Source organism: Serratia sp. 2723, from assembly GCF_050434425.1.
In the GTDB taxonomy this organism is placed as follows: domain Bacteria; phylum Pseudomonadota; class Gammaproteobacteria; order Enterobacterales; family Enterobacteriaceae; genus Chania.
Genome location: NZ_JBNDIN010000007.1, coordinates 193588 through 207966, shown reverse-complemented (window position 1 = coordinate 207966; position 14379 = coordinate 193588). Strand labels below are relative to the sequence as shown.

General features: G+C 48.4%; 15 protein-coding genes. 4 read left to right on the top strand and 11 right to left on the bottom strand.

All coding sequences use genetic code 11. The features are described from left to right. Positions 1-8 precede the first annotated feature (8 nt). From ABIE29_RS13260 to ABIE29_RS13250, 3 genes are all read left to right on the top strand, one after another. On the top strand, positions 9-1472 hold the full coding sequence (locus ABIE29_RS13260; protein WP_429619239.1) for an anion permease: 1464 nt from the start codon (positions 9-11) through the stop codon (positions 1470-1472). A 144-nt stretch (positions 1473-1616) separates the two neighbouring features. Next, positions 1617-2849: a bifunctional glucose-1-phosphatase/inositol phosphatase gene (gene agp / locus ABIE29_RS13255; RefSeq protein WP_429619238.1), complete on the top strand. Its 1233-nt coding sequence runs from the start codon at positions 1617-1619 to the stop codon at positions 2847-2849. Between the two features lie 83 nt (positions 2850-2932). After that, on the top strand, positions 2933-3628 hold the full coding sequence (locus ABIE29_RS13250) for a 4'-phosphopantetheinyl transferase family protein (protein ID WP_429619237.1): 696 nt from the start codon (positions 2933-2935) through the stop codon (positions 3626-3628). A gap of 304 nt (positions 3629-3932) precedes the next feature. On the opposite strand, the gene ABIE29_RS13245 is transcribed toward ABIE29_RS13250, so the two are convergent. The 8 genes from ABIE29_RS13245 to ABIE29_RS13210 all read right to left on the bottom strand — a co-directional run bounded on the left by ABIE29_RS13245 (position 3933) and on the right by ABIE29_RS13210 (position 9204). Beyond that, positions 3933-4334 (bottom strand): hypothetical protein, encoded by a 402-nt coding sequence (locus tag ABIE29_RS13245; protein ID WP_429619236.1) that lies wholly within the window; start codon positions 4332-4334, stop codon positions 3933-3935. A gap of 42 nt (positions 4335-4376) precedes the next feature. Next, complete coding sequence (locus tag ABIE29_RS13240; protein ID WP_429619235.1) at positions 4377-4853, bottom strand: hypothetical protein; 477 nt, start codon at positions 4851-4853, stop codon at positions 4377-4379. A gap of 829 nt (positions 4854-5682) precedes the next feature. Continuing rightward, positions 5683-6021, bottom strand: coding sequence for a hypothetical protein (locus tag ABIE29_RS13235; protein ID WP_429619234.1), 339 nt, complete (start codon positions 6019-6021; stop codon positions 5683-5685). Further along, a complete protein-coding gene (locus ABIE29_RS13230; protein WP_429619233.1) occupies positions 6018-7427 on the bottom strand; it encodes an RHS repeat-associated core domain-containing protein in 1410 nt (469 codons plus the stop codon). Before ABIE29_RS13230 ends, ABIE29_RS13235 begins: the two co-directional genes overlap by 4 nt. A gap of 25 nt (positions 7428-7452) precedes the next feature. Beyond that, complete coding sequence (locus tag ABIE29_RS13225; protein WP_429619232.1) at positions 7453-7671, bottom strand: hypothetical protein; 219 nt, start codon at positions 7669-7671, stop codon at positions 7453-7455. Between the two features lie 140 nt (positions 7672-7811). Then, positions 7812-8078, bottom strand: a complete 267-nt coding sequence (locus ABIE29_RS13220; RefSeq protein ID WP_429619231.1) for a hypothetical protein — start codon at positions 8076-8078, stop codon at positions 7812-7814. Positions 8079-8189: 111 nt separating this feature from the next. Continuing rightward, positions 8190-8447, bottom strand: coding sequence for a hypothetical protein (locus tag ABIE29_RS13215; RefSeq protein ID WP_429619230.1), 258 nt, complete (start codon positions 8445-8447; stop codon positions 8190-8192). A 208-nt stretch (positions 8448-8655) separates the two neighbouring features. Next, positions 8656-9204 (bottom strand): RHS repeat-associated core domain-containing protein, encoded by a 549-nt coding sequence (locus ABIE29_RS13210; RefSeq protein WP_429619308.1) that lies wholly within the window; start codon positions 9202-9204, stop codon positions 8656-8658. Between the two features lie 156 nt (positions 9205-9360). Between ABIE29_RS13210 and ABIE29_RS13205 the strand changes: the two genes are divergently transcribed. Beyond that, complete coding sequence (locus tag ABIE29_RS13205; RefSeq protein ID WP_429619229.1) at positions 9361-9972, top strand: DUF4291 domain-containing protein; 612 nt, start codon at positions 9361-9363, stop codon at positions 9970-9972. 15 nt (positions 9973-9987) lie between these two features. Here the strand turns inward: ABIE29_RS13205 and ABIE29_RS13200 are convergent, their stop codons facing one another. The 3 genes from ABIE29_RS13200 to ABIE29_RS13190 form a co-directional block, all read right to left on the bottom strand. Beyond that, positions 9988-10503, bottom strand: a complete 516-nt coding sequence (locus ABIE29_RS13200; RefSeq protein WP_429619228.1) for a hypothetical protein — start codon at positions 10501-10503, stop codon at positions 9988-9990. Positions 10504-10505: 2 nt separating this feature from the next. Beyond that, positions 10506-13772: an RHS repeat-associated core domain-containing protein gene (locus ABIE29_RS13195; RefSeq protein ID WP_429619227.1), complete on the bottom strand. Its 3267-nt coding sequence runs from the start codon at positions 13770-13772 to the stop codon at positions 10506-10508. Between the two features lie 81 nt (positions 13773-13853). Further along, entirely contained in the window at positions 13854-14372 is a 519-nt protein-coding gene (locus ABIE29_RS13190) for a DUF6531 domain-containing protein (RefSeq protein WP_429619226.1), read from the bottom strand. Between the last annotated feature and the right edge of the window lie 7 nt (positions 14373-14379).

The window sequence follows — 14379 nt, the reverse complement described above, 5'->3', positions numbered from 1 at the left end:
AAGTGTCCATGTCCGAAACCAAAGAGAAAATCTGGAAAGCGATCGCCCCGTTGGTGGTGCTTGCCGTCCTGTTAATGATCCCCACGCCGGAGGGCATGCCACCGCAAGCCTGGCGTTACTTTGCCATCTTTGTGGCGATGATTGTCGGTATGATCCTGGAGCCGATCCCGGCCACGGCGATCAGCTTTATTGCCGTGACCGTCAGCGTGCTCAGTTCCAACTGGGTGCTGTTTGGCGCCGAAGAGCTGGCCAATCCAGGCTTTAAAGCCGGTAAAGAGGCGCTCAAATGGGGGCTGGCCGGGTTCTCCAGTACCACCGTCTGGCTGGTGTTTGGGGCCTTTATCTTCGCGCTGGGTTATGAGGCTACCGGGTTAGGGCGACGCATCGCGCTGTTCCTGGTGAAGTTCATGGGCAAACGTACCCTGACGCTGGGCTACGCGGTGGTGATCATCGATATCCTGCTGGCGCCGTTTACCCCGTCCAACACTGCGCGTACCGGGGGCACCGTGTTCCCGGTAGTGAAGAACCTGCCGCCCCTGTTTGACTCCTTCCCGAACGATCCATCCTCACGGCGCATCGGTGGTTATCTGATGTGGATGATGGTGGTGGGGACCAGCATCAGTTCCTCCATGTTTGTGACCGGCGCAGCACCTAACGTGTTGGGTATCGAGTTCGTCCACAAGATTGCCGGGATCAATATCAGCTGGATGCAATGGTTCCTGGCTTTCCTGCCGGTCGGGCTGCTGCTGCTGATCGTTGCGCCGTTGATTTCCTACTACCTGTATAAGCCAGGCGTTACCCACAGCAATGAAGTGGCTGGCTGGGCCAATACGGCACTCGGGGAGATGGGGAAACTGACCCGCAAAGAATATACCCTGATCGGTCTGGTGTTACTCAGCCTGTGCCTGTGGGTGTTCGGCGGCAAACTGGTGGATGCGACGACGGTGTGTTTGCTGGCGGTCTCATTGATGCTTGCCCTGCACGTGGTCAGTTGGAAGGACATCACCAAATACTCCAGCGCCTGGAATACCCTGGTTAACCTGGCAACCTTGGTGGTGATGGCCAGCGGCCTGAGCCGCTCCGGCTTTATCGACTGGTTTGCCACCACCATGAGCACCCATTTGGACGGTTTCTCACCGAAGATGACGGTCGTTCTGCTGGTGCTGGTGTTCTACTATGCGCACTACCTGTTTGCCAGCCTCTCGGCCCACACCGCGACCATGCTGCCGATGATCCTGGCGGTAGGTAAAGGCTTGCCGGGCGTACCGATGGAGCACCTTTCCATCCTGTTGGTGTTGTCGATCGGTATCATGGGGGTATTGACCCCGTATGCTACTGGCCCTGGGGTGATTATCTATGGCTGTGGCTACGTGAAATCGAAAGACTACTGGCGTCTTGGCGGTGTCCTCGGTGTGGTGTATATCGCGGCGTTGCTGCTGATCGGCTGGCCAATTTTAAGCCTGTGGTACTAAATTGACCAGCGGCCACCCAAGGGTGGCCGCTGTTGCAATCCCTTCCCGCGTGACACCCGTCACACACTTTCATGTCGAACGCCGTCATTATACAAATCCAACGTTAACCTATTCAAAATAATCACATTTAGGGAACCTCTGCGGATGAGAAAAAAAACGTTATTGCTTTGTCTGCCTTTGCTGTTCAGCGGCACCGCCTTTGCTGAGAACGACGGTTATCAACTGGAACAGGTGCTGGTGATGAGCCGCCACAACCTGCGTGCACCACTGGCGAACAACGGCAGCGTGCTGGCCCAGTCCACGCCGAAAGCCTGGCCACAGTGGGATACGCCAGGTGGTTTGCTGACCACCAAGGGCGGCGTGCTGGAGGTGTATATGGGCCACTATTTCAACGCGTGGCTCAAGCAGGCGGGTATTTTGCCGCAGGAAGGTTGCCCGGCCGCTGACAGCGTTTACGTGTATGCCAACAGCCTGCAACGCACGGTAGCCACCGCGCAGTTCTTTACCAACGGCGCGTTCCCTGGCTGCGACATCAGCGTGCATCATCAGGAGAAAATGGGGGAGATGGATCCTACCTTCAACCCGATTATCACCGACAACAGCGAAGCTTTTAACCAGAAGGCGTTGAGCGCCATGAATGCCGAACTGGCATCGTTGAAGCTGGACGCCTCCTACAAACAGCTCGAGCAGATCATTGACTACAAGGACTCAGCCGCCTGTAAGACCGATAAACAGTGCAACCTGGCCGCAGAACAGAGCAAAATGAGCGCGGTGCCGACGAAAGAGCCTGGCGTTTCTGGCCCGCTGAAAGTGGGTAACTCGCTGGTGGATGCCTTTATGTTGCAATATTACGAAGGCTTCCCGATGAAAGACGTGGCCTGGGGCAAGATCGTCACGCCACACCAGTGGCAGCAACTCGCCAAGCTGAAAGATGGCTACCAGGATTCGCTGTTCACCTCGCCGGTCGTCGCACAGAACGTCGCCAAACCGCTGCTGACCTACATCAACTCGGCGCTGATTAGCGAGCGCAAGGCGGATTCAGCGAAGCTGACCGTGCTGGTGGGGCATGATTCCAACATCGCCTCTTTGCTGTCAGCGATGAAGTTCAAGCCGTATGAGCTGCCGAAGCAGTATGAGAAAACGCCGATAGGCGGCAAGCTGGTGTTCCAGCGTTGGCATGATGGCAAAGGCGATCGCGATCTGTTGAAGATTGAGTATGTCTACCAATCGACCGAGCAGTTGCGTAATGCTGAACCGCTGACGCTGAGCAATCCACCGCAGCGCGTCACCCTGGCGCTGGAAGGCTGCCCGGTGGATAAAGACGGGTTCTGTGCCTGGAGCGACTTTGAAAAAACCATGAAGGACGTCTTGTATTAATACTGCTGCCGGGGCGAACCGTTTCGCCCCGGCCAGCCGCGCGGTATATACTGTCTCAACGGACCCTTTATCACGGATGAAACGTGCTCTCTTCTTTTATTCTCAATGCTGAATTATTGCCGGTTGATGGTTTTACTGGCCTGATCGCGCAGTGTCACTTTTCTGTCGCGGATTATCACGACGATCTGTTTGCTGCCGCCGGCATCGATTTCCCGGCGCACGTCGTGCCAGCGGTCGCCAAGCGTAAGGCGGAATATCTGGCCGGGCGCTATCTGGCGCGCTGGGTGCTGGCAGAGTTGGGGCATCAGGATTTCACCTTATTGCGCGGGGAGAAGCGTGAACCGCTCTGGCCTGCCGGGATTGCCGGGGCGATCAGTCACAATAATGATACGGCGCTGTGTGCCGCTCAACATGAGAGTGGGGCAGGTGGCGTGGGCATTGATGTGGAAACGCAGATCCCGCCAGCGCGAGCGGAAGAGTTGTGGAGCGGTATCGTCAGTGAGGACGAATGCCAATGGTTACGCCAACGGCCACAGCCCTTTAATCTGCTGTTGACGCTGGTGTTTTCCGCCAAGGAAAGCCTGTTCAAGGCGCTTTACCCGCAGGTACGCTGCTACTTTGATTTTCTGGATGCTCGGGTGATCAAACTGGATATGCAGACGCAGACCTTCGAGCTGGAGTTGCTGAAAACGCTGACGCCGCTTTGCCACTCAGGCCGCCGCTTTAGCGGGCGTTTCTGGTTGCAGGGGGATGCTGTTACGACGTTTATTGGATTTTAAATTATCCTTTCTTTATCCGGCGAATAATAACGATATCGGATGAAGTATGGTGCAGCCTTTCTTACTGGCTCTGAAAACGCAGTGGGGGTGACTCGTTTAGAGCTTGCCATTGGCCGGTGCCGACAGTCATAGGCAAAGGTGGTCACCAGTTTGTGGGGCTTGCCGCGCCGCTTTGCCGTCCTGAGTTACACCTGCCCTTATAACCAAGGGCGGGACTCGAATTTAAACATCGAAAAAACGAATGACAAATGAAATCTAAAGCCACCAACCCCATGTGAGTCAGCCATCTTCAAACGAAAGTAGGTCACTCCTCCGTCCAATTTCGATATACTCTAGCCATTATCTCATCTATTTCCTCTTGTGATTTAACCCTTATCTTTAACCCCATAATACTTATCAAAGTCATGGGTTTCTCTTGGAATATAAAATGCACCATATAAGATCCTTCTCTGTAAATAAATATAAGCACGGTCTTGTCTTTTGTTTCCTCAAGGTGATCTATAGTTTCAGTAAACCCAAATTTTTCGGCACCTCCCTTAGTTGTATACTTATCATGTATTTTTAGATTAAAAACATGCCTCTCTATATCATAAACCATTATCTTGAAATTAAAGTTATCGCAATCAATGATACTTTCAACCTTACCAACTATATCTTTAATCTTATAGCCTCTAACTTTCCCCATAATTGATTTTGATGTAATCATTGTTTAAACGCCTCTCACAACTACGAATGTAACCTCTTGATTCTATTTGTAAAGCCACTGCGCTAGATTATGCTTTTTATCGTATGAGTATGGTCTTCGAGACCAATAAATATCATCAGGTAGACCTGGAAGGAATTCATGGCCATAATCATGTTTTTCTTCAAAAAGCAACCCCTGCTTACTTAATTTATCCCAATCGATTTTTTCATCATCGATACATGCCATCCCGGTTTTCTTGACATAAGTCCAATCACTCAAAGGGGTTTTTAACTCACCTTCTAAAACAGGAATTAATTTTTCTAATGACGTAGAAGAAGTACACCATTGCCAACCCTCACCTTGTTCCGCTTGATTTATTGCGTCAAAATCTACTTGTAACTCATAGCCTGTCTTAAGAGATAATACTATTGATAAAGATTTTAAGATTAGGTCAAAATCTTCATTTACCTTATCTCTAAATATACATAGAGTTCCTGTTTGCCCAAGATTTAGCCACTTAATAATATCGTCTTTGGTCATTCATTAACCCTCTATTGATCTGTGAATATAGCTGGTTTTAAGATTCTGCAGTGAGAAAATAATAAAGAGCGAGCCGAGGATTTCTCTTTATTTATTCTAATAATTAAGGTTGTTATAAAAATATTGGGTATCCTCTACAGTATTTATATCCTTGTAAGCGCCTCGGCATCGGATACTAATTTGGCTATCAGGTAGATCGACTACACAGCCCTAATTGCATAGGCTTAGTAATTCAACGTGCCAAGTGAAATAGAGTATAAATTATTTCTTGTTTTAAAGTTACTTCCTTTCCCTCATTGAACCATTTCTTGATATTGATTTTTCCTTTAATGACTTTAACGGGGAGGTGGTTTTTAATATAATTTCCGGGAATGTAATACATATTCCAGACCATAATCCACTGTATTGTTTCTGCAATTACCACCCTAACCTTCATAAGGTACAATACGTACGTCTTTATTTCTTAAAAACTTCAGAACAGCTTGATGATATACATCATCCTCACCAAAGTAATCAAACTGAACACTATCTGATTCTGCAGAATAGATGTAACTACCAGGATATATTTCCTCAATAAAATAGTCATCTATTTCAAACCTACCACTTGTCAGTGAGTTCAGTATTTTTTCGTCAGTGTACTTTTTTTCTTCATATTTTTATTCATTTTATGTTATCTCTTCATAGGGTTTTTCGGTGGTAACGGCGTCTTTCCTGGACCAGTTTTCACAACATTGATATTGGTTTAGGCCACCGAACGTTCACTGACTTGGTTACCGGCCCGTCGTACTGAAAGCCACCCCGAAACCTGATAGATTCGGGGTGTTATTTATCACTTAAACTCGTCCTCAAAGTCACAACTGACTACAACGTCTACACCATTAGATTTCAAGATATGATTAAGTTCCTTAGCCGCATTAACGAATGATGTATATTCGGCTGTATCCTCTTCAATTGGCTCAACATCTAATCTATATGGCCAACACATAAAGTCATCACATGATCTGTCAGGATTCCTAAATGAACAAATAGTTAAAATATCTGTTTTTATTGATCCTTTTCTAGAAGTTACATTTTTAATTTTTTCAAAAATAAGGTTATCTATTTCAGATAAATCTCGAGTCGAGTTTAGATAAAATGTACAGTAAAGCTCTATAGCATCATGACTCATTTTATTTCTCCTTTTGGAGTTAGCTTCAGAAGAGGGATTTGATAGCCACTATCAAAGCTACTTCCTGCTCGTATAACTGAAAAATCAACCTTCATACCATTTAATACATCTTCAGTTATTTGTTCACCAACAGCACTTAACCTTGCTTCTCCTCGTTTGATGATTCCTTGATCAATAGAGTACAAGATAGATCTTTCTTTTGCTGTTCCCGGATTAATTGTGCCACCTAACTTAGATTGATTTAATAAAAAATCATCAAATACATTTGGAGAAACTCTAATTCCCAAGTCAATATCAGAGTCGGCTCTTGCTGTATGAGATGCTCGACTTCCTTGCACAAATATATCGTCTCCTAACCCTAATTCCTGGGATCGTTGTTGCGCTAATAGAGACAAATTCTTAAATTGTTCTTGAGACAGGTCTTGAGGTAGTTTTTGCTGACCTGCTGACTTAGGTAGATTAGCTAATCCTAACGGATCAATCCAATTAATAGGGTTGATACAATAGCGATATTGGTTTAATCCTCCGGCCAGTTTGATCGGATCCGCCGTCAAATACCGCCCAACCCCCGGATCATAATACCGGTTCAGGTTGTAATACAGCCCACTTTCCACATCTTCGTACTGCCCCTGAAAACGTAGTGGGTTGTTCACCTTCGGTTGCGGATGTTCATACGGGTCATCAGGCGGCGTCCATTCCTCCGTCAGTTGCCCATAGGCGCTGTACTGCCTACGCCATACGGTGTTGCCCTGGATGTCCGTCAGGCTGTGCGGTGTGCCAAGGTGGTCATTCTGGTACCAGTAGGTCCTGACCTTCGGGCTGTTCAGCCGTGTAGAGCCGACTACCGTTGCCATTGGCCGGTGGCTGCCCGGCTCATACAAGAACGTTTGCCAGTGCTGTTGATTGTCCGTTTCCGCAATCAGCTTATTGCCTTGCCACAGGAACTCCGTGGTCTGGCCCTCTACGGTTTTACTGGTTCGGCGGTTGAACGCATCGTAAGTGTAGGTGGTTACTCGCCCGTGCGGATCGGTCCGCTTTATCAGCCGGTGTCGACAGTCATAGGCAAAGGTGGTCACCAATTTGTGGGCCTTGCCGCGCCGCTCTACCGCCAGGTTACCAAAGCGATCGTACTCGAAGTGCCTGTCACCATAAAACGCCAGCCGATTGCCAGGGGCGCTGTCCCGCTCGCCATGTTCACTGACCCGGTTGCCCGCCGTGTCGTACAGGAAGCTTTCCCCTGCCACGCTGTGCCGATCTACCGCCGTGTGGCTGCCGGGGAATTGGGCATTCAGTAACTGCCCCCGCGTATCATAGCCGTATTCCCGTGGGGCATTTCCCGTGATGCTAGCCAGTTCACCTTGCGCCTGGTAACGGTAATGCTGTTCCCACAGTGACTGTAAACCCACCTCGCCAGGTCCCTGAAGCGGTGCTCTACCATACGCCCAGACTATCGTACTGGTAGCGGTTCACCAGCCCGTTGCCCTGTCGCCGTTCCTGCTCGCGCCCGGCGTTGTCGTGGTTGAACGCCAGCAGCGGCTGTTCGTTCAGCGTGATCCCCTGTACCCGGCCATGCTGGTAGTGGTACCCCAGTTGTTGGCCGTCCGGCGATACCGTTGCTGAATGTTGAGATATCAGGAACAGGCACATCATCCCAATGATAATGTGCTTCCTTATTCGAACTATTAACTTAAAAATAATCCTTAGCCGTTATTGAGTTGAAATTCTTAGCGTTCAAGGTTTGTTTAGACTTAAAACTAAAGAGCGAGCAGAGGACCGCTCTTTAGTTATTATTATAATTCATGAAGATTCTTATAGGAGTCTCTAATTAAAACGTCTATGTACTCATCAGGTACCGCACAAGCCACTCCAGTTAAACCTTTTTCTTCACTTCCTACGCAGACTAAAGAATCTTCGGTTTCTTGTATGTCATTAATAAAATTATCTAAATAATTACTTGCTATAGGTTGCCATTTTCCGCATAGATGGAAATTATCTGGTTGCGGGGCAAGTATCTTACCGACGGCTTCTTTTTTCCAAAAAACTGTAAGTTCACTCATTCTTTTCTAGGATTTCCTTGTGGGCAACCTGCCTTTCAGCCAGTTTAGGCATTCCTCTGTATCCTTGATATCGCGACTCAGCAATATGGACAGTGGGCAGTCACCGCATGGTTAGATTGCTGCTATTTTATTGAAATGGTAGTTATTCCATTTAAAACGTATCAGGTCGTCATCTGTCGCTTCGACAGCTTCAAAATCGTCGAGTAACGTCAAGAAGTTATTGACGTTTTTATCAGCATCATCAGGGGTCAACCATCCCATTTCACACTCTTCACAATGTAGGTATAACCTATTGTTAGTTGTATCTTTAAAAATAAATAGGCGACCTTGATGACAAGCTGGGCATTCTTTATAAAAAAACACACTCATGTGTTGTATCCTTATTAATTAGCTGGATATGACGTAATAATTTTGTTTGTTCCAGGTACTAATTTTATCTCTATAGAATAAAACAGCTCTCCTGAATCTGCAGCCATCCCTCCTGCACGGCCTGTCAGCTTATCCATTTTTACTTTAAGTGTACCGATAGAGTCAGGAGTAACACCTGTTCTTGCGGCCTGTTCCCATGCTTGGTTAGTTACATCAACACCATCGCCATAGAAAACGCCATGATTAGATTAGGTTTTGCATGATTATCAACATTATGTAATCTCACATGATCTGTTCTCACTTGACCGGCATACGCTCCTTTCTTGGGAACAACGGCATCCCAATCTAGTGGCGAATAATTTGTTGGTAGCGGTGGTAATCCTAGTTCAGGTGATGTTTTTGGCTCAGGGTTTCTATCCCCTGTAGGTTTGCTATCCGACCTCGGCATTCCTTTAAGCCCTAGTGGATCTACCCAACTAACTGGATTTCCATCAACATACCGATAATGATTCAGTCCTCCGGCCAGTTTGATCGGATCTGCCGTCAGATACCGCCCAACACCCGGGTCATAATACCGGTTCAGGTTGTAATACAGCCCACTTTCCACATCTTCGTACTGTCCCTGAAAACGTAGTGGGTTGTTCACCTTCGGTTGCGGATGTTCATACGGGTCATCAGGCGGCGTCCATTCCTCCGTCAGTTGCCCATAGGCGCTGTACTGCCCCCGCCATACGGTGTTGCCTTGGTTGTCCGTCAGTTTGCCGTCGATTTATCCATTTATAAATTAATTTATTTTAAATATTGATCGAAATAATTAAAACTATATAATAGTTAGAATAAATTATTCAAAAAATAGCTATAATCTTTAAAGAATAATTGTTTCACAACTTAACAGTGACTCTAATAAGCGACTATGAACATAAATATAATAAACTCAAACATTCAAGTCCCAGAGAAAGTAATTCGGGCATATTATACCCCAGACTTTATCCGTGTTTATCAAGCATATTCAGATACTATTGCTGACAGTGTAGAGAAAAACGGGAATTTTGTTTCACCTCCTTTTAGTATGGCACGTATGACATGGATAAAACCTTCTTTTCTTTGGATGATGTATCGTTCTGGATGGGCAAAAAAGGATCCAGGACAAAAAAGAATACTGGCTATTGACTTAACTCACGATGGATTTGAAGAAATACTTCAGCAAGGAATATTAAGCCATTATTCACCTGATGTTGGTTGTTCTTCCGATGAATGGAAAAAACGAGTCAATAAAAGTCCTGTTGTTATTCAATGGGATCCAGAAAGAGACATCTATTTAAATAAGTTAAATTATAGAACTATTCAAATCGGACTGCGTGATCAAGCAGTAGAATTGTATATAAAGAAGTGGATCGTTCAGGTTACTGACATTACTGATTTAGTTCATGATATTAATCAAGCTATTAATGATGGGGAAATAGGAAAGGTACAATCACTATTGCCTGAGGAAACATTTTATGAAAATGGAAAGTTAAGGGGCTAAAAGCCCCTTGCAACCTTAATTTCTTTCTTCTTCAATTCTCATTAATTGATATTTTGCATTTTCTTTAATATATCCAATGTCAGAGTTAGATAGTATGGTTAAATAGTTGACGGCTTCTTTGTTCCTTATATCTCCTAAAGCCCAAATACATTTTACATGGAAGGCGTTATATTCATCATCTAAATCAAGATATTTAAAGTACAGCCCTGTTGCCTTGTAAAGAAGGGCGGCGCTACTAGGGTCTTTATATTTTTGTAATAATTTTGCGATATCTTCATGTTGATGATGCCAGTTTTCTGTTAATAGCTTGTTAAATAAATTTATAATTTTCTCTCTTTCATTAAAACCGAAGGAAAATCCTATGTACATAGATAGTTCTAAAGAATCACTATCGTGTTCATTTGCTGACTTTAATATAAGATCATATACATTTAATGATTTTTTTTCTTGATCAAAATTATTTGAGAACTCCTCTTTCGTAATGTCACCTCGCATAAGAGACAAAACCATATCTTGCTGTTTTTTTTCCATTATCATTCCTCTAATTTATTTATCTTCTTTATTAAGTTTATAGAAGCAATGTTATCATTAAATAAATCAAGTGCGTCGCCTGTACCAAGCCCTATATTTATCTGATCATCTTCTTTTTTAAAGTATGCATTTTTATTTTTCCATCCACTACTAACTGTAGGCATCTCAGGATATAACTCTTTCACTTTAAGTGAAGTGTCCCTAACTCCAATGTTAACCAACTTCTCAGTCGCTCCTTCATTTAGGTTTAACTCAACTAAGTTACCAAGATAACCTTCAGAAAAACCTTGTGTAGGTGAAATAAATGTTTCTGATGTTCCTTTTAATCTACCCGTTGTCAATAAATGCTCATAATGTTCTTGGCTCATCGTTCTATAATAAGTTTCAAATCCTGTTTGCTCTATCTTAAACAATCCTAATGGATCTATATAAGAGATCGGATTTAAACAATACTGATATCCATTAAACCCACCCGCCAATCCTATCGGATCCGCCGTCAAATACCGCCCAACCCCCGGATCATAATACCGGTTCAGGTTGTAATACAGCCCGCTTTCCGCATCGTCGTACTGCCCCTGAAAACGCAGTGGGTTGTTGACCTTTGGTTGTGGGTGTTCATACGGATCATCCGGTGGCGTCCATTCCTCCGTCAGTTGCCCGTAGGCGCTGTACTGTCCCCGCCATACGGTGTTGCCCTGGATGTCCGTCAGGCTGTGCGGCGTGCCCAGGTGGTCATTCTGGTACCAATAGGTCCTGACCTTCGGGCTGTTCACCCGCGTAGAGCCGACTACCGTTGCCATTGGCCGGTAGCTGCCCGGCTCATACAAAAACGTTTGCCAGTGCTGCTGATTGTCCGTTTCCGCAATCAGTTTATTGCCCTGCCACAGGTATTCCGTGGTCTGGCCCTCTACGGTTTTACTGGTTCGGCGGTTAAACGCGTCATAGGTGTAGGTGGTTACTCGCCCGTGCGGATCGGTCCGCTTTATCAGCCGGTGTCGACAGTCATAGGCAAAGGTGGTCACCAATTTGTGGGCCTTGCCGCGCCGCTCTACCGTCAGGTTACCAAAGCGATCGTACTCGAAGTGCCTGTCACCATAAAGCGCCAGCCGGTTGCCAGGGGCAGTGTTTTCCCCCGCGTATTGGCTGACCCGGTTGCCCGCCGTGTCGTAGAGAAAACTTTCACCCGCCATGCTGTGGCGTTCTTCCGGCTTGGCCGTGCCGGGGTATTGCACGTTTAGCAGTTGCCCCAGCGGATCGTAGCGGTACTCCCGGGGCTGGCTGCCTTCGATACCGGCCAGTTCCCCTTGTGCCTGATAGCGGTAGTGTTGCTGCCACAGGGAGTGGGGGACTTCGTCGCCGGGAGCCAGCAAACTGTGTTCCGTCAGGCGTCCCAATGGGTCGTACTGGTAGCGGTTCACCAGCCCGTTGCCCTGTCGCCGTTCCAGCTCGCGCCCGGCGTTGTCGTGGTTGAACGCCAGCAGCGGCTGTTCGTTCAGCGTGATCCCCTGTACCCGGCCATGCTGGTAGTGGTAGCCCAGCTGTTGGCCGTCTGGCAGTCGGCTGCCTTTCAGCAACCCGCTGTGTGGATCGTACTGATGACGCTGTGTTGCCCATCCCTGGTGCTCTGCCACCAGGCGATTGGCGATGTCGTATTCCCAGGCCAGCGGTGTCTGCCCGTCATTGACGGCAATTAACCGCCCCAGGGCATCATAGTCGTACTGCTCTACCTGCCCATCCGGCAGGGTCTTACGCAGCAGTTTTCCCTGCCAGTCGCGCTGGTAGGTGGTGACCAGTGGCTCCGCATCTGGCTGATTGCCGTACTCTTGTTTTTCAATCAGCCTGTCGTTCAGATCGTACGCATACGCGGTTTTAACCCCGTCAAACCCGATCTCTTCACTCAGCAGCCCCGTCGCCGTGTAAGCCAGGCGGTAACTTTCCCCTTTCGGGTTGAGGATCTCACTGACCTGCAGGTGCGTGTTGTCGTAACGATACTCCAGCGCACTGCCATCTGGCAGGATCTTGCGCGTCAGCAGATGCAGGGGGGCTGCGTACTCGTAGCGGGTCACCAAACCGGCCGGATCGCGCGACTCGGTCACCTTGCCATAGGCATTGTAACGGTATCGCTGGGGGCGGCCGTCCGGCGTGGTTTGTTCCAGCAACCGTTCCAACGCATCCCAGACAAAATGGGTGGTATTACCTGTTTCATCTGTGACGGCGATCGGCTGGGTGCCAAGGGGGGTATAACGGTAACGGCGCACGCTACCGCCACTGGTGGTACTCTCCAGTAAACGTCCTACGTTATCCCAACGATACGTTTGTGTCACCCCGTCAGGATGGGTAACGGCGCGCATCTGCCCGTTCGGGAAATAGTCGTACTCGGTCACCTGTTCCCCAGGTGAGCGCGCCGCGTAGATATCCCCCTGTTCATTAATGCTGTTGAGCCACACTTGCTCCAGGCGACCACTGCCCTTGGCCACCCGCTTGAGCTGACCATCCAGATAGGTGTAGCGTGTCATGCTCCCATCCGGGCCCAGTTCGAGCACCAGGTTACCCGCGTCGTCATAAAAATAACGGGTCTGCTGGCCCAACGCATCGGTGGTACTGACGCGTAACCCCTCTTCGTTATAGGTATGGCGGGTTTCGGCCCCGTTCGCTGCCCGCCGGAAAATCAGCCGGGCCTGGCGATCGTATTGATAAACCTCCTGGCTGCCGTCGCAGCGCCGTAGCGTCACCTGCCGCCGGTTATCGTCCCACAGGTAATGGGTATCCAACTGGGCGAAATTGCCATACTGGCGGATACAGCGTGATGCCGGGCCCACGCCTTCCCAGGTCCAGTTAAAACAGGCGCCGCCCGCCAACTGGCGCTGCGTGATGACATGGGCCTCGTCGTACTGGTAGTGTTCCTGCTCCTCACAGGCGTTCAGGGCGCTGACCAGTTGCCCGGCCGCGTTGTAGGTGTAATGTGCCAGCACCTGCTGCGTCACCCAGACCGCATCACGATAGGCCTCTTCACGGAGCAGTGCCTGCAAATGGACCTGCGCGATGTGCGCCGAGTCATCATCCGTGTACTGGAACAATAACCGGCCCTGCGCATGCTGTAGGTGGATCAGGCGCTGCTGGCGATCATATTCCAGGTGTAGACGGTTGTGATATTTGTCGCTGAGGGCGGTCAACCGTCCCCATTCTCCCTCACGCACAAAGGTATACACCCCTGCGCCACCGCCAAAGGTGAGGCAGTATTCGTTTTCGTGACTACCGAGGGCCAGCACCGCGCCCCCGAGCACATTGGTCAGGATTGGGTGTTCGGCATTCGGATAGGGGAAGGCGGTCCGCTGGTTTTCATCGTTATGTCAGACAATGGCATCGTCGGTAAAGTGTAGGCGGTGGGAAAGGCTATGGCTCCAGCCGTACCCCAAACCCAGATCCCCCTCACAGGCGCTGGTGCGGTAAAAACGCTGCCAGGTGAACGGCAACAATCCCGGCAAGCTACCTTCGGCGATCGTCAACAGTTCTTCGCCGGTACACAACGAAACCGGATCGCCGTCCACATCAGCGTTCTCGCTTCTTGGCGTCGCCTTGCCCTGCGGATTCTGACCGCTGCTGTTGGCCTGGGTGATCGGCGATTCAATCTTGATTTCATTAAGATTATTGGAGTGTGCGACCACACTGCTCTGATTTTCCAGGCTCTTGCCCAAGCCAGCGGAGTCGATATTCGCGGTTTTTTTAATATTTAACGGTACAGCCCCTGCCCGAATAGGGTTCTTGGCCAAATAATGGGGGACGTGTTCATTGATCAGGGAAATGATTTCCTTGATTCCCCCCATGATCGCTTTCCCTGCACTGGTATTGGCACGAAACAACGGTTTCATTGACTCT